Consider the following 16,575-nt stretch of genomic DNA (forward strand, 5'->3'; position numbering starts at 1 on the left):
AGGCCTCTGGGGAGCCGCCGCTCCGGCGGTTCCCCAGAGGCCTCGCATCCGTCCGCGGCGAGGGCCTCCGGCGCCGCGAGTCTGCGCCTGCGGTCGCCGCTCCGGCGGTACCATGAGCGCTCCTCGGTCAACACCCTCGACGTTGGAGCCCTCGCATGCGCCTGTACAAGGACACCACCTACTCCGTCCGCACGCTGGTCGACGAGATCGGGCAGGGCAGGATCGCCCTCCCCGACCTTCAGCGGCCCTTCGTCTGGTCCGCCTCGCAGGTGCGCAACCTCTTCGACTCCATGTACCGCGGCTATCCGGTGGGGTACCTGCTGTTCTGGGAGACCGGCGCGGACTCCTCGCGGCGGAGCATCGGCTCGGCGGAGACCGAGAGCGCCGCGCATCTGGTCATCGACGGCCAGCAGCGCACCACGGCGCTGTTCACCGTGTTCACCGGCCAGGAGGTGCTGGGCAAGGACTACTCGCGCTCACGCATCGCGATCTCGTTCCGTCCCTCGGATGAGACCTTCGAGGTGGCCAACGCGTCCACGAGGAACAACCCGGAGTACATCGCCGACATCACCGAGGTCTTCTCCCCCGACTTCCGGGCGCACAGCTGGACGAGGGCCTTCATCGAACGGCTCGCCCTCCACCGGCCGGTCTCGCCGAACGCGGAGGACCGGATCGCCTCGGCGATCGACCGCCTGCGGGGCCTGGACAACACCGACTTCAAGGTGATAGTGCTGTCCTCCGAGGCCGACGTCCGGGAGGTCTCGGAGATCTTCGTCCGGATCAACTCGGCCGGGACCGAGCTCAACCAGTCCGACTTCCTGTTGACGCTCATGAGCGTGTACTGGGCGGACGGCAGGCGGGAACTCGAGGAGTTCTGCGAGGCCACGCGGACGCCTCCGACCGACGGCAAGCCCTCACCGTTCAACTGGCACCTGCATCCCAAGCCGGTGCTGCTGCTTCGCGCGGCGGTGGCGCTGGCCTTCCGGCGGGCCAGGCTCGAAAGCGTCTACAGCCTGTTGAGCGGCAGGGACGTCGAAGCCGGACGGGCGCGCACCAAACGCATCAAGGAGCAGTTCGACCAGCTGTCCAAGGCGCAGCAGTCGGTGTTGAACCTGCTGCACTGGCACGAGTTCCTGCAATGCCTGGAACTGGCCGGGTTCCGGGGCAGGAAGATGATCACCTCGGAGAACGCGGTGGTGTTCTCATACGTGATGTGGCTGATCGGCAGGCTGGAGTTCAAGGTCCCGATCGATCGTCTGCGGCACCTGATCGCGCGCTGGTTCTTCATGGTGCACACCACGAGCCGGTATTCCGGATCGTTCGAGACGCAGGTGGAGCGGGAGCTGGCGCAGATATCCGGAATCGGGCGCGGGGACGCGGAAGGATTCGTAGGGCTGCTGTCGAGGCTCGTCGACGAGCGGTTGACGAGCGACTGGTGGTCGGTGACCCTGCCGAACGACCTGGAGTCCTCGGCGGGGAAGTCGCCGGTGCTGAGCGCGTACATCGCCGCGCTGAACATCCTGGACGCGGAGGCGCTGTTCTCGAAGGTGAAGGTCCGGTCCAGGCTGGACCCGTCGGTGACGGTGAGAAAGGGCATCGAGCGGCATCACCTGTTCCCCAAGCACTTCCTCAAGGAGGAGCTCAAGGTCGAAGATCAGCGGAAGATCAACCAGATCGCGAACATGACGCTGGTGGAGTGGGCCGACAACATCGCGGTCTCGGACGCGCCGCCCGCCCAGTACTGGCCGCAGCAGGTGGCGGCGAACCGCATGTCGCCGGCGGACCTGGAGCGGCAGGCGTACTGGCATGCGCTGCCGGCGGGGTGGACCGCGATGGGCTACTCGGATTTCCTGGCGCACCGGCGGCGGCTGATGGCACAGGTCATCAAGGACGCGTTCGATCACTTGGCGAAGGACGACTACGCGGCGGCCTATCCCGAGCCGGAGCGGGGCGTGGCCGCCGGGAACCGCTCGGTGGCGGAGCTGATCGGGCTGGGCTTGCTGGAGCCGGGCGAGTCGGTGGTGAACGAGGCCGACGAGGTGCAGGCGACGGTGCTCGCCGACGGCCGCTTGGAGTTCGACGGCGCCGAATACAACACTCCTGACGACGCGGCACGGGTGGCGGCGGGCGAGGCGAGAGACGGCTGGACGTACTGGTCGGTGGAGTCCCCGGACGACGGGGCGATGACCCTGGCCGCCCTCGCCGAGGGAAGCTGAGCCGCAGGCCCCCTCACCGCAGGTCGTGGTACTGCCGTTCCGGCGGCGGCTCCATCGTCTCGCTCGGCAGGTGCCCCGGCCGGTCGTCCTCCAGGGACGCCCCTTTCGCGGTGAGGGTCGCCGCCGCGGCCATGAGGACGGCGACGATGGCCGCCTGCTCGGGGTGCTCACCGCCGCGCAGTTGCGGTGGCGCGAGCGCTTGGAGGTCGCCCCGATCGGCGCGATCGTCGCCGCCGCGCGGCGGCAGGTGGACGAGGTTCCGGCGTTGGCCCCGCTGGCGGGGCTCGCGCTGGTCTCGCTCGGCGGCGGGGACGGCCCGCACGGCGGAGGCGGGTTCCCGCCTCGGCTGACGGATCTGCGGCAGGAGTCGCTGTTCGACGCCCTGCACTTCAAGTACCGCGTGGTGCCCTTCATCGCCGACGGGGCCAGGGAGCGGCTGCTGGCCGAGGCGCTGGCGTGGGCCGCGGACGTCGAGGACGGGCCGGACCTGCGCGTCGCGGTCGTCACCGGCCCGGCCGGGGCGGGGCGGGGAAGTCGCGCATGCCCTGGCCGGGATCATCCACGGAAGCACCGGCAGTACCCAGATCGCCGTGCGCCACTTCGATCAAGCGATCACTTGTTACCGCGAGCTCGCCGAAACCAATCCCGCCCTCCGCAGTCGGGTCGAACACCTCCAGAGAATGCGGGCATTGCTCATCGAGCTTAACGAGATTCCGGGAACGCGCGGTTTCGGATGACCCGTTCCGGGCGCCGATAAGCCGCTGACGCTAGACTCTGCTCGACCGCACGAGAGAGGAAGGAGGTGTGACGCGGTGTCGAAACCGAACGATCCGGTGTCCCCCTCCCTTCGAGTGCGCTGATGCGGCGGCTCCAGGGGCGGGGGCACCCGTGAACCTGGAGTACATCGATGAAACGCGACAAAGCCCAGCCGCGGCCGCCGGACGAGCGCACCGCGCTCTATGAGCGCCTGCGCTGGCAGCGCCAGACCGTCCGCAAGAAGGCCAAGGGGCTCTCCGAAGCCGACGCCCACCGGGCGTTCCTGCCCTCCCCGCTCATGACCGTGGCGGGACTCGTATCCCATCTGCGCTGGAACGAGCACAGCTGGTTCGAGACCTGCCTCCTCGGTCTGCCCGACCGCGGGCCGTGGACCGACGACGACCCCGACGCCGAGATGCGGGTCGACCACGTCCCGCTCGCGCGGCTTCTCGACGAATACGACGAGCAGTGCGCCCGCTCGGTCGAGATCGCCGACTCCCTCCCGCTCGACGCGCTCGAGCAGGCGCCGCCGCCCGGTGGCGAGCCCTGCTCGCTGCGGTGGATCCTGCTGCACTTGATCGAGGAGACCGCCCGCCACAACGGCCACCTCGACATCATGCGCGAGTTCGCCGACGGCGTCACCGGCGAGTAGCGGGCTCGGGGCCGAGCCCGCGACGGCTCGGCCCCGGCCGCCCGGACCGATGTGGAGGCCGGTCGATCCACCGGTGATCGACCGGCCTCGCACTCCCCCCGGCCGGGCCTGCGCGGGAGGCGCCCCGGGCCGAAGGTGCTCGGTCGGGCGCGGCGGTGCTGTGGAGGCCTGCGACAACGGATCATCCCACCGCCGCGCCCGAGTCATCATGGCTTGGGGTCGCTCTCGCCGACCGGCCTGCCGTTCAGTCCGCCGCCGGAGCCGCCGTGCCCGCCGTTCGAGCCGCCTGTCGATTCGCCGTTGGAGCGGGACTGGCGGACCACGCCGATGGTGCTGCCGTAGATGATGCGGGCCCACGGATCGCCCTTGGTGATCCAGCCTTCGAGCCAGGTGGGCTCCGGCGGCGGGCGGAAGCGGTCGAGGCCGTCGATGGTCAGGATGCGGTACGGCGCTTGGAACCCGTCGTCGAGCATCACACGGACGCTCGTCGGGTCGGCGGCGGCGTCGCCGATGACGATGAGCTCCAGGGACTTCGCGAAGCGGAAGCTGCCGAGGCGATGCTCGTGTCCGGGCGTGTCGGCTTGCGAGGCGCCCGGTCTCGGTTGCTCGGACCGGCGTCGTTCGGTCTGCGGCCCCTCGTGCTCGCGCCGGTTCGGCCGCGGTCGGTCCGGTACGGCGTTCACGGCATGAGCTCCCCTCGGCGGGCGGGCTCCAGGCATGCGTCGGACCGGTACCAGATGGCGCTGACCTGTTCGAGGACCACGAGGCGAGCCTCCACGTCGAGCAGGTCGGCGTGGACGGGCTCGACGCGCAGGCGCGGGTCGCTGTCGAGTTCGACCACGACGCCGAATCGCGCGGTCCGGCCGATGAAGTCGATGCCCACCGCGTCGCCGATGCGCGGCCACGAGACGGCGGCCGGGCGGCCGGCGATGTCGATCTCGCCGAGCACGTCGTTCGTCGGTTCGGTCAGGTTCTGATGTCGCGCCACGCGCGTCTCCGTTCCAGTCGTTCACGTCGGCGGGAGAAGCCCCCTCAGCGGCAGCGCCGAGCCGCCTCCTCCCGCCGGCCGAAGCGCCCCACCGCGCTTCGACTTCTTGACAGTACGGAACACGGAAGTCGAAACCAAGCCTTTGACCTGGTGTTCAATTCGGCATTGCTGGACACTATGAACAGACGGCTCGCTCGTGGCACCAGTGCGGGGCGATTGCCGCTGACGGTGTCAATGGTCGACGCCCAACCCGTGGGTCGGTCATGTCCGGCGGTCGCCGCCGTCGGGGGCGAGGTCGATCGCGTAGAGGTCCCAGTACCGGCTGAGGGCGCCGTCGAAGGGCCCCTTGCGGCCCATGCGCTTCCAGCCGAGGTGGCGGTAGATCGCCTGGGTCCGCTGCGCCGTCGGCTGCACGGTCAGCACCGCGCGCGATTCCCCGCGGCTGGAGAGGAGCGTCTCGATCAGGCCGCGACCGATGCCGCGGCCCCGGTGGGGTTCGGCGACGGCGAGGTCGACGAGCGCGAAGGTCCGCCCCTCCCATTCGGTGGTCACCTCCTCGGGGAGCGGCGGCTCGAAGCCGGTCCACCACCGGTGGTCCACCGGCAGGGTGTGACCGTAGGCGAATCCGGCCAGTGCCGCTCCGGAGGCGAGGACGACGCCGAAGCCCGGTGCGCCGCGCATCTCGGTGAGCATGTCGGCGTGTCGGCGGGATTCGGTCTCACTCCAGGCGAACGGAGCCGCGGAGAACACGGTGTCGTAGAGGCGGCAGATCGCCTCGTGGTGGCGTGCGGCGAGCGGTCCGCCGCCGAGCTCCAGTGAGATGTCGCCCATCGGGAACCGCCTCATTCGGCCAGTCGGCGCCTGAGGTCTTCGACCGCCGGGTCGTCCAGCGGTTCGAGGATCTCGAACGCCTCCTCCCAGCATTCGCGCGCCTCGCCGCCGCGGCCCGCGAGGTCGAGGACCACGCCCAGTCGGTGCAGCCCCGTTGCGGTGTTGCGCATGTCGTTGAAGTCGCGGAAGGTCTCGACGCATTGCCGCAGCGGCGGCTCGGCCTCGTCGAGGAGTCCGGCCTCGCCGCTGAGGCGGCCGAGTTCGAGCCGACCCCAGGCGGTGCTCCAGGCGTCGTCGATGGCCTCGAAGATCGCGACGGCGCGGCGGGCGGATTCGAGCGCCTCGTCGAGCCGTCCTTGCGCGTGGGCGGTTTCGGCGAGACTGCGCAGTGCCATGCCTTCGCCGCGCCGGGCACCGTCGGCGCGGAACAGCTCCAGGGCCGTCTCGAAGCGGGGCCGGGCCGCAGCCGCCTCGCCGTCTTCCAAGGCGAGGTGGCCCAGGCCGCGTTGCGCGAACGCCTCGATCCAGCGGTGGCCGATGCGGTGCGCGGCGGCGGCGCACCGCTCGTACGCGATGCGGGCCTCGTCGCGCTGCCCGGCGCGCCAGTGCGCGTCGCCGAGGCAGACGAGGTTGGCGGCGACGCCGAGTTCGTCGCCGATGGTCTCGGCGGCCTGGAGGCCGTCTTGGTGGATCTGCCGCCATTCGAGCCAGTACGAGCCGAGTTCGAACAGGCCGTCGGTCACCACCGGCAGTTTCCATGCGACGTCGTACTGCCCGCGGTCCATCGCCTGGTCGAGGAGGCTGAGGAGGTTCAGCCGCTCGGCGCCGAACCAGGCCATGGCCTCCCCGGCCCGCGGGAAGTCGGGAATGGACTCGGCCTCGGCCGGGACCAGCGGCACGGCGTTGGAGTACGGGAGGATCGCTTCGCGGGCGCGGTCGGCCGCGTGCAGGTACCAGCCCATCATCCGGCGGATGGCGTCGGTGCGGGTGCGTTCGGCCTCCTCGCGGCGGCAGCGTTCGACGGCGTAGACCCGCAGCAGGTCGTGGAGCCGGAAGCGGTCGGTCGCGATCTGCTGGACCAGGTGGGCGTCGCACAGGTCCGCGAGGTGGCGTCGCAGTTCGGCGACGGGGATGCGGGTGAGGGCGGCGATGGGGGCGGTGGACATCTCGGCGCCGCGGTGCAGCCCGAGGAACCTGAACACCTGTCGCTGGCGGGCGTCGAGGGACCGGTAGGACCAGGAGAACACGGCCCTGACGTCGACGAGTTCGTCCTCTTCGGAGCTGAGCGCGTCGAGCCGTTGCTGCTCGGCGGCGAGCTCGGCGGCGAGGTCGCTCATGGTCAGGTGCGGGCGGGCGGCGGCGCGTTCGGCGACGACGCGGAGCGCGAGCGGCAGCCGGCCGCAGTGCTCCACGACCCGCGCGGCCCCGTCGAGATCGGTCTCGGCCCGGCCGTCTCCCATCACCTCTGCCAGCAGTTCCAGCGCGTCTTCTGCGGATAGCACGTCGAGCGGCATTCTGACTGCTCCTTCCCGTGCGACCAGGCTCGGCATGCTGCTGCGGCTCGTGACCAGTGTCAGGCAGCCGTCCGAGCCCGGCAGCAGGTGCCGTATCTGTCGGGCGGACATGGAATTGTCGATGACGATCAGCATCCGCTTGCCGCCCAGCATGGAGCGGTAGAGCGCGGCGCGTTCGTCCAGTGTGATCGGTATGAGGGAGGGTTCGACGCCGAAGGCCCGCAGGAAGCCGTCGAGGACCTGTTCGGGTTCGAGCGGCGAGGCGGGGCCGTAGCCGTGCATGTCGACGTAGAGGTCGCCGTCGGGGAAGCGGTCGCGCACGCTGTGGGCCCATCGCAGGGCGAGCGCGGTCTTGCCGACGCCCGGCGGGCCGGTGATGACGGAGACGGCGCCGGCCTCGGTCCGGTCGGTTCGGAGGGCGAGCCCGAGCGCCGAGATGTGGGCCTCGCGGTTGACGAAGCCGCCGGGCGGCGCGGGGAGCTGCCGGGGCGTGGGCCATTTGTGGCGGTGGTGGAGGTGGACGTCGCCGTGCACGGCGCCGGCCTGCACGACGGTGTGCGCCTCGCCTTGGAAGCTGCTGGTGCTGTCGGATTCGTCGGGGTCGGCCACGGGCTGCCTTTCAGGGGGTGCCGGGGTGTGGTCGGGCCGCGCGGGCACGGGCCCGCGCGGCGTGGTCGCTCCTCGGGTCAGGCGGGGCTGGAGACGAGCGTCTCGGCGAAGTCGCGGTAGGGGACCGAGAGTGTGACCGCGATGTCTCGCCAGTGGTTGGCCCGGACGATCAGCTCGGGGTCGTCCTCGTAGCGGGCGGAGACGAAGCGGCCGTCATCGTCGTAGTACATCGACAGCAGCGATCGGGAGTCGAACAGCCAGTAGTCGTAGTGGGGAAGCTCGGCCGGCCACTCGCCTTGCTCGACTGGGAGGATCCTGATCTCCTCGCCCGCGGCGGCGGTGTGGGCGTATGCCCAGGCGGCCTCGAAGCGGACGTAGTCGGAGACGGGCAGCTCGACGACGTGCACACGGTGGAGTCTCCTGCCCTCGGCCACGGCCGGGGCTATGGTCTCGTCTATCCACTGTGCGATGCCGGGGAACGCCCCGCGCTCCTCTCCGGCCTGGAACCGTTCGAACGGAGCTTCTTCCGAGGGGACCGTGTACCGCTGGAGTGCTTCGAGGCGGTAGGCGGTATACCGGAACTCCCGGAACGGCCGACTGAATTCGGGGTCGTCGAGCGATGTGATCGTCCTGCCCATGAGCGATTATCCGTTGTTTCCCTTCTGGAAGCGTGCGACCGCTCCCAAGATCACGTCTTGCGAGATGCGGACCGCGGTCTCCCCCTCCAGGACGTCGGCCAGTTCGCCGAACGTGTCGGCGTCCACGGCCTGGCCTTGGACGACGAACTCGCCGGATTCGGCGAGGTACACGGCGGGGCAACTGCCGCTACCCGATCCTTGATCTTTGTACAGCATGGTCAACTTCATAAGCGGACGCCACTTTCTCACCGAGTGGTGGTTTCTTGTGATTCTTACCACCCATTGTCACGGTTCGACCACGCCGTATCTGTCGTATACCCGACAGCATTCCGTCCAATTCCATAGGCCCTGAATGACGATCCGTGGCGCCTGATGCATATGAGACGTGATTGAGAAAAGTTTGGCAATCGTGTGCATATGAATTATGCCCGCGAATTACCAGAGTACACAAGCCCGCTCGCGTAATTCACCGGCGCTGACCACACCCCCGACATGCCTCGGGCGCCGCCGCCTCACGGCGTGAAGTCGCCCGGCGGCCTCCCGCGCATCCCTCGGGCGTCCTCGCTCCTCAGCCTCGGATCGCTCTCCCAGCCGCTCGGCTCGCGGTACCTGAACGACGAGCCGGTTCGCCTGGCCGACAAGGACGGCGCCACGGCGTCCGCCGACGTCGCCCGCGACGCGGACCCGGGTTTCCCGCGGGCCGGCTCACCGCCTCCGCGACGCGGGCCTCGCCGTACGGGAGCCTCTCCGGCGCAGGGACGACAGCGATTCGAGCCCTTTTTGGCGAGCTTTCCGCAGCTCTCGCAAAGAGGCCCCTGGGGTGTCCTTCGCGAAGACGTGTCGGCGCGGCGGCGGCCCTGCGCGGACTTCGCCGCCTGTGCCCGCTTCACCGGTGCGGGACGACGCGCGACGACGGTGATCATCAGACCGCAGTAGGGGCAGAAATTCCAGGTCCGGTCCGGCAGGGGAATCTCACAACGCTTGCAGAGCCGAATGCGGACGGGTTTCGAGGAGTTCCGAGGCATTGGGGATTCCGACATGCGGCTTCCGTTCAATCCGAAGGTGAAGTGAACTGTACCACAATACGTATAGGAGTCGCGAAATAATGGTTTTGCACAACAGGAAAACCGACGCTTTCCGCGCATATCGGTGCCATATGCGGATGCCGTCCGATAGCGCGAATGAGCGGAGCACCGATCCCACGGTCGCGCCTTGGAACCGCCGTTCCGCCGAATCTCCCGCGCCATCCCACACCCGTCTGCGGGACGGCTCCGCACGATCCGGCAGCGCAGGGGGACCGGCCTGTCGGCCGAGGCTCGGCACGGCCGTCCGGCCGCGTGCCGAGCTGCGCGACGGTGCCGGAGGATCCGGCTCGTCGACTAGCGATCCACCTCGGACCGCTCGGGTTCGCCCGGTTCCCGGGCTCGTCGTTTTCCGGCAAGCCGCTTCTCCCGCAGTCGAGCGAGCTTCTCCTCGCCCGCCGCTTGATTCTTGCGGTGTCGCTCTGCCATCTCGGCGAGTCGCCGCGCCCGCTGGGTCGAATTCAGACCGGTCAGTCCTAGGCGGAGGTCGCGTTCCTCTTGTGACATCGGTGTTCGAGCTCCCTTGCTGGTTCGGGCGGATGGAGTGGGGACGGACTGGAACGGATCCGGAAGGGCGCGGTCAGACGCGGACGGGCGTGGACAGGTGCGCGTGGGCCCGGACGAGTGCGGACCGGTGTGTTCGAGCCCGGAAATGGTCGCAGGCGGGGCGTGTCGTCGGCCGGTCGCTTTCGCGATGGCGAGCCCACTTGGGGCGCAGTGAAAGCGAAAGCGCGGCCCGGGTATTCGTATGGATCTCGGATCCGTTCGAGCGCCGATGAGCATCGCGCCCGCCCCGATATCGTCTCCCACCACCGGGCTGTTCGAACAGCCGGGCCGCTCAGCCTGTCGGATGCGACCGGTTCGGCGGCCGATCGGGCCGCACAACTGTGAGTTCGGTTGAGGGCTCGGTCGTGGGCGCGGCATCGGACCGCGCGCCGTCCGGCCTTCGGCACCGCGCCGGACTGCGCGGCTGCGGCATCGAGGTCTCCTGCCGCCCCGCCGTGCCGGGTGCGGGGCCGCGGCGGTGCGCGGGAATCGCCGCCGTCCGGTGCGATCAATGGCAAAGACCGGCGCTCACTTGGTGCTAGGTTCGCTCGATGAGCGAGAGCCCGAATCCGGAGCAGGGCGTCGGCGCTGCCGAGCACACGCACACGATGACGGGCAAGCGCCTCGCCGCCACCGTCTTGTTCACCGACGGCCAAGGCCGCGTGCTTCTCTGCGAGCCGGTCTACAAGCAGGTGTGGGAGGCGCCGGGCGGTGCGGTCGAGGCCGACGAGTCGCCTCGGAAGGCCGCCGCCCGCGAGGTGGGCGAGGAGCTGGGGCTCGAGATCGAGCCCGGCCGGCTCGTCGCCGTCGACTGGGTGCCGCCGATGGACGGCCGGACCGAGAGCATGGTCTACGTCTTCGACGGCGGCCGTCTCGACCCCGGCCGGGCCGAGTCGATCAGGCTCCCCGCCGACGAGCTCGGCTCCTGGGAGTGGTGCACGATCCCGCAGGCGCACGAGCGGATGCGTCCGCTGGTGGCCCGCCGGATCGAGGCCGCGCTCGCGGCGGTCGAGACCGGCACGACGGTGTATCTGGAGGCGGGTTACCCGGTCGGGTGACCGGCCGGGGCGCCCCGGACGCGCTCCGGCGTCCGGGGCGCCGGATCTGCTCGGGAGGGTTCGGGAGCCCTCCCGGAGCGGCGGGATACCGTCCGGGCCATGACTGATCCGGTATGGCCGCCGCCCCCAGGCGAGAATACGGACTGGAGTGTGCAGAGCGGTTGCGGCACATGGCTGATGCACAACACGCGCCCCGATGCCGACGGACGCTTCTTCGCCACGGCATGGCTCCTGATCCTCATACCGATCGCGCCGCTGGCCAGGTACTGGGTACGGGAGGGAGAGCACGAGTCCAACGCCGAGCGGGACATCCTCCGCTATGAGGTCTTCTCGCGCATACGCGTCGTCGAGACGCTGAGGACCTACCTGCATTTCGCCGTGACACTGGCGCTGGGCTTCGCGCCCGTCTGGATCGGCGTCGAGCTGTCCGAGGGCTATGCCGTCGACCCGCTCTGGTTGGAGCTCGGCGTCGTCATCGCTCCGGTCGTACTGATGGGGCTGTACATCACCGGCTGGGCGCTGCTGTACCGGAGGCATTGGCGGCCGGTGCGCGGGGCCCGCATGGTGGCGGGCGGGCCCTCGCGCGGATCTCGCAAGGGCGAGCGCTGACGCAGTGCCGCATCCGGGCGAGCGGGGAGGTCCTGCCGAGGGGTGAGCGGGGCCGGGGCTCGGCGGGGTTCGGTGAGACCGGTGAGAACGGAGCCGCCTGCGGGATTTCGCGGGAGGGGACGGACGGGCCACGGCGCTTCGGCTGCGGCAGTGAAAAGGGAGCGCTGAGTGTCCACTGTCGGCGTCAGAGGATGCCGGGACTCGACGGTGTGCCGCGGCGGCGTCCGCCATCGGTCTGAAGGGCGTCGGGAGTCTCGGACCATCGCGCCTTCCTCAAGATCCCGAGTGCCCGCGCCAGAGTGCCGGATGCCGAGTGCCCGGATGCCGGGCGCACAGACGCCGGGTGCCGAGGGCAGGGCCGGTGAACGGCGGCACCGGGATCCGATTCGGCCCGAACCGCGGGACCGCTCCCAACGGCGATACACTACCTTGGTTTTCATGAGCCCCCAGAAGCCCTCTCCAGCCAAGTCCGGCAAGAAACCCTCGAGAGCGAAACCGCGCCCTGCGGCGCGGGCCCGAACCGTCGTCATCGCCGCTCTGGTCGTGTGCGCCGTCCTGGTCGGCGGGCTGTTCTGGTGGAGTCCTTGGAGCAGCGAGGAATCCTCCTCCTCTTCCCCTGCCTGTGTCGAGGACACGACGCACTTCGCCGACCCGGAGACGGGGCTGTGCTTCGGCATCCCCGCGGACTGGGGGCGGATCAGTGACGCCGAGCTTGGGGAATCCGGCTTCACGCTCGTCGTCGAAGCCGATTCGGGGAACGCCTGGGCGGGAACGAGGCCGGTTCCCGAGGACATATCGGCGACCGACGCCGAGGACGCGGCGCGCAAGATGGTCGCGATGCTCGCCGATGTCGGTCCGGACGCCCCGATGCAGGTCGAATCCGGTTCGGTCGACGGCCATGACAGTTCCATCGTCGAGTACGAGACGGCGGTGAGCTGGTTCCGGGCGGTCGCCGTCGATGTCGACGGCGAGATCGTGCTGATGATCGGATCAACCCTCAACGGCGAGGACGGCCTGATCGAGCAGGTCGAGCAGATCCACGGCTCGCTGAGCATCGCCTGACATCGCGCAACCGCCCGAACCGCCCTGAGTCTCAAGGTGCGTGGAAGCGGCGGAGCCGCGACGCCGTTCTGGCGGTCGGTCGGGGAGGCCGGGCCTGTGCGAGGCCGCATTGGGAAGCCGACCACCGTGCGCCCGCTGCTCGGACGGCGTTGCCGCCCGGACCTCGCTGGACATACATGGCCGCGAACCTGAAAGCACCGTGGTTCCGCCGAGCGCCGTAGGACGCCGCGCAGCGGGCCGATGCGACAACGGCGAGCAGGTCCTGCTGACGCGGACCCCCTTGCCGGTTGATTCGTGTTGTCGGTCGATCGGCCGGCAGCTCGGCGCTTCGGGCTCCCACCGTTGGTCGTCAGGTTGGCTGCTGGGTTCACGGCTAGGGTGATTGCTCGCTCGGCTGTCTGGTTGATGCCTGGCCTGGTGGCACCTGGACGGGTGTGTCAGCACCGGTAGGTGTCGGGCCGGGAGGTTCGACGCCGTCTAGCGGCGCTTCGCGTTCTCCTGCAGGGCGACGAAGTCGCCCTGGGCGAGCCCGAAGACTGGGGAATCCTCGGACGGCTTGGAGTCGCGAACCTCGAATCCGGCTCCGGCGGCACGGGCCGCAACGCAGTTGCTGCCAGCGTCGCCGTTGCCGGACCGGCTGGACTTGCGCCACTTCGTTGTGCTCATAACAGTTGGAAATCCTTCATCGGCATGGCCTTCTCGGCGGACTCGTCGAAGGCGCTCTGGAACGAGGCGACCGTATCGGCCACCTCGAAGTAACGAGCCCCTTCAAACGATTCCAGGTAGACCGTCTTGGGGAACTCTCCATCCTCGAACTCGAAGATCACGAAAGAGCTGCCAGCGCAACAGTACGGCCCTGCCTCGAACACCACCAGGAACTTGAACTGAGAGAAGTCCCGGTCGAGCTTCTTCAGGTGCTCCAACTGCTCGGGCATCACCTCAGGACTGTCGGACCGTCGCCGGAGCGCCCCCTCAGAGGTCAGGTAGACGACCTCGGGCAGCCGCTCCCGTTCCATGAAGCCGGCCTGGCGGTCGTGCCTGAACCCGGCGGCTCCGGCCGGTCCCTTGCGGTCTGGTTCGGCGCCTCAGCGCCCTGCCGCGTCCCGGTGGGCGGCGAGGAGGACCTCGGTCGCCTTCCGGTGGGCGGCGTGCGCTTCGGGGTCGAGCCGCCCGGTGAGATGTTCGGCCGTCGCCTCGGCACCGGCGAGGTCGCCCGCTTCGGCGAGGCGGTCCATCAGGCGGTGCGCGACCTCGACCTCCCGCTCGGCGAACGCGCCCTCGCCGAACACGTCGAGCGACTCGCGCAGCAGCCGCACCGCGTCCGCGTCGTCGTCGATGCATCCGGCGTGCTGGTACAGGGTCTCGGCGAGCTCGAAGCGGCACGACTCCCGGTAGCCTTCGGGCAGTTCCCCGTCGCGCCAGTCCGCGCGGAGCTCCTCCTCCAGCGATCCGAACGCCGCGGCGTCGGCCTCGGCGTCGGCGTCCTCGGCCTCCGAGCGGGCCCACAGGGCCGCCCGGATCGGACGGGCGGCCATGGACAGCCCGCCGATCTCGCGCCAGGCCCGCGCGGCGCGGTCGAAGGCGAGCGCCGCGGACGCGCCGTCCCCGATCCGGTCGAGCAGCACTCCGGCCAGGTGGGCCGTCCGCGGGTAGCGGGTCGCGTCCGGGTGGTGGACGCCGCCGTCCATGAGCCGGAGCGCTTCGAGGGCGTGCTTGGAGCCCTCCTCCGGGTCGCCCAACTCGTCGTAGGAGTCGGCGAGCAGGGCCCGGACGTCGACCGAGCGCCACTGCTCGTCCTCGTCCGCCTCCGAGAGCTCGGACAGGACCGCCTCGAGCACGAGGACGGCCGCCTCGTGGCGCCCCTGCGTGGCCATGGCGAGTCCGGCCAGGTGCCGGGCCGCGGTCGCGCCGCCGCCCGATCCGCTGCGGTCGTAGTGATGAGCGGCCTTGACCGCGTACCGTTCGGCGCGCGACCAGTGTCCCAGATGGACGGCGAATTCGGCGGCCGCGAAGTTGATCACCGCGACGGGGCCGTCAGGGGTGCTCGGGCGCGCGGCCGCGGCGGCGGTCTCGGCGACTCGCAGCGACTCCTCGTATCGGCCTTCCCGTTTGAGGGCCGCCGTGTACCAGATGGCGCTGATGACCGTCTCCACGGTGTAGCCGCCCGCGATGGCGAGTTCGTGCGCCGTCCGGATCGCGTCGTGGCCGGCCTCCGCGGTCTCGGCGATCGAGGCCATGGCGGTGAGCAGGCGGACACGGATGTCGCCGATGCCGCGCTCGGCGGATCTGGGCGCCAGTTCGGCGTCGAGTCCGGCGAGCGCCTCGCGCAGCTCCGGCTCCGGTTCGACGCCTCGGCTCTTGCCGACCTCGACGAGGGTGCAGTGGACGACGGCTCTCACTCGCAGGGCGTGGTCCGGCTCGGCGTCGGACAGCTTTTCGGCGGCTTCGAGGAGGCGCGCGGCCTCGGTGCGGAGGTCCTCGGGCGCCTCCTCGGCGCGCGTCCGGAGCGTGGCGGCCTCGACGGCGAGGGCCCTGCCCGCGCGGTCGGCCTTGCGCAGCAGGGCGACGGCCCGCTCCGCAAGCGTCTTCCGCCGCTCCGGGTCGTCGGAGTCGTTGAACCGGGCGACGAGGACTTCGGCCTCGTCGGCCGGATCGAGCGCGGCGCCGAGTCGTTCGGCCAGGTCGCCGACCCGTCCCCAGTGCTCGAAGCGGTCTTCGGCGAAGGCGGCGCCGGTGGCTCGCGCCTCGCCGAGCAGCCGTTCGAGGTCGGCGGCGGTCGACGCCGCCGGTTCGGCGCGGACCTCGCGACGCCGGGGCGCTTCGCGCACGGCGGTCTTGAGTCCGAGCGGGACGTGCGGGCGATCCCCGGTGAACTCGGCTCGTGCGTCGGAGCGCCGCGACTGGACGTCGTTGCCGTTGCGGCGGTCGAAGCGCTCGCAGATCTCCCGACGCTCGGCGTCGACCAGCTCGTGGACGTCGTCGGCGCGTCCGGGCCGGCCGTCGGGCCCGGGCAGCCGGGCGTCGCCGCGTCCGCGGGCGGCGAGCGCCCGGCAGGTGGTCTGGACGGATTCGAGCAGTCGGAGGCGGAACATCGGGTCGAGTCCGAGTGTGAGCAGCCGCGCTCGGGCGGTGAGGATCTCGATCGCCCTGGCCTCGTTGCCGGTGAGCGCGCAGAAACGCACGTGGTGGGCGACCGGCAGGACCATGTTGTCGTTGTCGCGGATCATCTGGAAGCCGCGCAGGTGGTTCGCGCGGGCCTGGTCGAGCCGTCCGAGCTCGAGCAGCGGCAGCAGGGAGGCCGCGAGGCTCTTGTCCGGCTCGACCGGGCAGCTCATGCCGCCGGGCCGGAGCATCGGCTCCCACAGCTCGAGTGCCCGCTCGTGCTCGTCGGCGTCGGCGGCGATCTCGCCCAGGTTGTACTGGATGCACGGCTCGCAGTCGTCGATGTAGTCCGAGCCGATCGCACGCATGGCGGCCATGGCCCGAGCGGCCCGATCGTCGTCGCCGAGGTGGTCGGCGAGGCGGTGCTCGACCTGGTGGACGGAGTACAGGGAGCGCCCGGCCTCGGCGTAGCGCCGCCGGATCTGGTCGAGGAACTCCTCGACCGAGGCGAGCGGCACGTCGGGGCGCTCGACCATCCGCTCCATGACCGCGTGCATCCACCAGTAGACCTCTTTGAGGACGTGGGGCTCGAACCATTCGGGCGCCGTGTCGAGGTTGTGCAGCAGCCGCCCGAACGCCGTGATCTGCCACCTCGAGTCCTCGGACCAGCGGTAGGAGGCGACGATCGCGGCGAGGATCTCGTTGATCAGCGGCTGCTCGCCCGCCGCGTCGGCGGCCTCCAGGAGTGATTCGAGGGCGGCGGACCGGGCTTCGCCGCGCGGCTCGCCGGCGATGCGGTAGAAGGTTCGGCGGAGTTCCGCGTTCGTGTCCGGCATGAGGGCTTTCCGTTGTGAGGAGTGATTCGGCTCGTGTACTTGCCGGTAGTGTGCCACATGTGTTCCACGGGACGGC

The 16,575-nt window shown here is 70.2% G+C and carries 14 protein-coding genes and 1 pseudogene; 5 read left to right on the plus strand and 10 right to left on the minus strand.

Going from position 1 to position 16,575, the window contains the following annotated elements:
• Positions 1-155 precede the first annotated feature (155 nt).
• Positions 156-2,216, plus strand: a complete 2,061-nt coding sequence (locus tag YWW_RS0126855) for a GmrSD restriction endonuclease domain-containing protein (RefSeq protein WP_026932489.1) — start codon at positions 156-158, stop codon at positions 2,214-2,216.
• A gap of 13 nt (positions 2,217-2,229) precedes the next feature.
• Here the strand turns inward: YWW_RS0126855 and YWW_RS0126860 are convergent, their stop codons facing one another.
• A complete protein-coding gene (locus YWW_RS0126860; protein WP_155830428.1) occupies positions 2,230-2,787 on the minus strand; it encodes a hypothetical protein in 558 nt (185 codons plus the stop codon).
• A 336-nt stretch (positions 2,788-3,123) separates the two neighbouring features.
• On the opposite strand from YWW_RS0126860, the gene YWW_RS0126865 reads away from it, so the two are divergent.
• Positions 3,124-3,624 (plus strand): DinB family protein, encoded by a 501-nt coding sequence (locus YWW_RS0126865; protein WP_026932491.1) that lies wholly within the window; start codon positions 3,124-3,126, stop codon positions 3,622-3,624.
• Between the two features lie 206 nt (positions 3,625-3,830).
• Here YWW_RS0126865 and YWW_RS0126870 read toward each other — a convergent pair whose 3' ends face one another.
• The 6 genes from YWW_RS0126870 to YWW_RS0126895 all read right to left on the minus strand — a co-directional run bounded on the left by YWW_RS0126870 (position 3,831) and on the right by YWW_RS0126895 (position 8,420).
• Positions 3,831-4,307 carry a hypothetical protein gene (locus YWW_RS0126870; protein ID WP_026932492.1) on the minus strand — a complete coding sequence of 159 codons (477 nt, stop codon included), beginning with the start codon at positions 4,305-4,307 and terminating at the stop codon, positions 3,831-3,833.
• On the minus strand, positions 4,304-4,612 hold the full coding sequence (locus YWW_RS0126875; RefSeq protein ID WP_026932493.1) for a hypothetical protein: 309 nt from the start codon (positions 4,610-4,612) through the stop codon (positions 4,304-4,306). Before YWW_RS0126875 ends, YWW_RS0126870 begins: the two co-directional genes overlap by 4 nt.
• 261 nt (positions 4,613-4,873) lie before the next feature.
• Positions 4,874-5,443 (minus strand): GNAT family N-acetyltransferase, encoded by a 570-nt coding sequence (locus YWW_RS34635; protein WP_051326377.1) that lies wholly within the window; start codon positions 5,441-5,443, stop codon positions 4,874-4,876.
• A gap of 11 nt (positions 5,444-5,454) precedes the next feature.
• The gene (locus YWW_RS33435) at positions 5,455-7,566 is read right to left on the minus strand and encodes an ATP-binding protein (protein WP_051326378.1); all 2,112 of its coding nucleotides are present in this window, start codon (positions 7,564-7,566) and stop codon (positions 5,455-5,457) included.
• A gap of 77 nt (positions 7,567-7,643) precedes the next feature.
• Positions 7,644-8,204: a DUF6879 family protein gene (locus YWW_RS0126890; protein ID WP_026932494.1), complete on the minus strand. Its 561-nt coding sequence runs from the start codon at positions 8,202-8,204 to the stop codon at positions 7,644-7,646.
• A 6-nt stretch (positions 8,205-8,210) separates the two neighbouring features.
• A complete protein-coding gene (locus YWW_RS0126895) occupies positions 8,211-8,420 on the minus strand; it encodes a hypothetical protein (protein ID WP_211228717.1) in 210 nt (69 codons plus the stop codon).
• A 1,963-nt stretch (positions 8,421-10,383) separates the two neighbouring features.
• Between YWW_RS0126895 and YWW_RS0126900 the strand changes: the two genes are divergently transcribed.
• The 3 genes from YWW_RS0126900 (at position 10,384) to YWW_RS0126910 (ending at position 12,561) form a co-directional block, all read left to right on the plus strand.
• A complete protein-coding gene (locus tag YWW_RS0126900; protein WP_081687813.1) occupies positions 10,384-10,890 on the plus strand; it encodes an NUDIX domain-containing protein in 507 nt (168 codons plus the stop codon).
• A 99-nt stretch (positions 10,891-10,989) separates the two neighbouring features.
• Entirely contained in the window at positions 10,990-11,499 is a 510-nt protein-coding gene (locus tag YWW_RS0126905) for a hypothetical protein (RefSeq protein ID WP_155830429.1), read from the plus strand.
• A gap of 438 nt (positions 11,500-11,937) precedes the next feature.
• A complete protein-coding gene (locus YWW_RS0126910; RefSeq protein ID WP_155830430.1) occupies positions 11,938-12,561 on the plus strand; it encodes a hypothetical protein in 624 nt (207 codons plus the stop codon).
• Between the two features lie 477 nt (positions 12,562-13,038).
• On the opposite strand, the gene YWW_RS0126915 is transcribed toward YWW_RS0126910, so the two are convergent.
• The 3 genes and pseudogenes from YWW_RS0126915 to YWW_RS0126925 form a co-directional block, all read right to left on the minus strand.
• Positions 13,039-13,227 carry a DUF397 domain-containing protein gene (locus YWW_RS0126915; RefSeq protein WP_026932499.1) on the minus strand — a complete coding sequence of 63 codons (189 nt, stop codon included), beginning with the start codon at positions 13,225-13,227 and terminating at the stop codon, positions 13,039-13,041.
• Positions 13,224-13,595: pseudogene (locus YWW_RS0126920) on the minus strand (Scr1 family TA system antitoxin-like transcriptional regulator); the annotation flags it as partial. The pseudogene YWW_RS0126920 and the gene YWW_RS0126915, both read right to left, overlap by 4 nt.
• 51 nt (positions 13,596-13,646) lie before the next feature.
• Positions 13,647-16,499: a hypothetical protein gene (locus tag YWW_RS0126925; protein ID WP_026932501.1), complete on the minus strand. Its 2,853-nt coding sequence runs from the start codon at positions 16,497-16,499 to the stop codon at positions 13,647-13,649.
• Positions 16,500-16,575: the final 76 nt, after the last annotated feature.

The sequence above is a fragment of the Glycomyces tenuis DSM 44171 genome (assembly GCF_000427885.1).
Classification (GTDB): domain Bacteria; phylum Actinomycetota; class Actinomycetes; order Mycobacteriales; family Micromonosporaceae; genus Glycomyces; species Glycomyces tenuis.

What these genes read in the sequence shown, in the direction of transcription:
- YWW_RS0126910 (WP_155830430.1), top strand. Translation starts at nt 11,938, where the DNA reads ATGAGCCCCCAGAAGCCCTCTCCAGCCAAGTCCGGCAAGAAACCCTCG.
- YWW_RS0126900 (WP_081687813.1), top strand. Translation starts at nt 10,384, where the DNA reads ATGAGCGAGAGCCCGAATCCGGAGCAGGGCGTCGGCGCTGCCGAGCAC.
- YWW_RS0126890 (WP_026932494.1), bottom strand. Translation starts at nt 8,204, where the DNA reads ATGGGCAGGACGATCACATCGCTCGACGACCCCGAATTCAGTCGGCCG.
- YWW_RS0126915 (WP_026932499.1), bottom strand. Translation starts at nt 13,227, where the DNA reads ATGAGCACAACGAAGTGGCGCAAGTCCAGCCGGTCCGGCAACGGCGAC.
- YWW_RS0126855 (WP_026932489.1), top strand. Translation starts at nt 156, where the DNA reads ATGCGCCTGTACAAGGACACCACCTACTCCGTCCGCACGCTGGTCGAC.
- YWW_RS0126905 (WP_155830429.1), top strand. Translation starts at nt 10,990, where the DNA reads ATGACTGATCCGGTATGGCCGCCGCCCCCAGGCGAGAATACGGACTGG.
- YWW_RS34635 (WP_051326377.1), bottom strand. Translation starts at nt 5,443, where the DNA reads ATGGGCGACATCTCACTGGAGCTCGGCGGCGGACCGCTCGCCGCACGC.
- YWW_RS0126925 (WP_026932501.1), bottom strand. Translation starts at nt 16,499, where the DNA reads ATGCCGGACACGAACGCGGAACTCCGCCGAACCTTCTACCGCATCGCC.
- YWW_RS0126865 (WP_026932491.1), top strand. Translation starts at nt 3,124, where the DNA reads ATGAAACGCGACAAAGCCCAGCCGCGGCCGCCGGACGAGCGCACCGCG.
- YWW_RS0126895 (WP_211228717.1), bottom strand. Translation starts at nt 8,420, where the DNA reads ATGCTGTACAAAGATCAAGGATCGGGTAGCGGCAGTTGCCCCGCCGTG.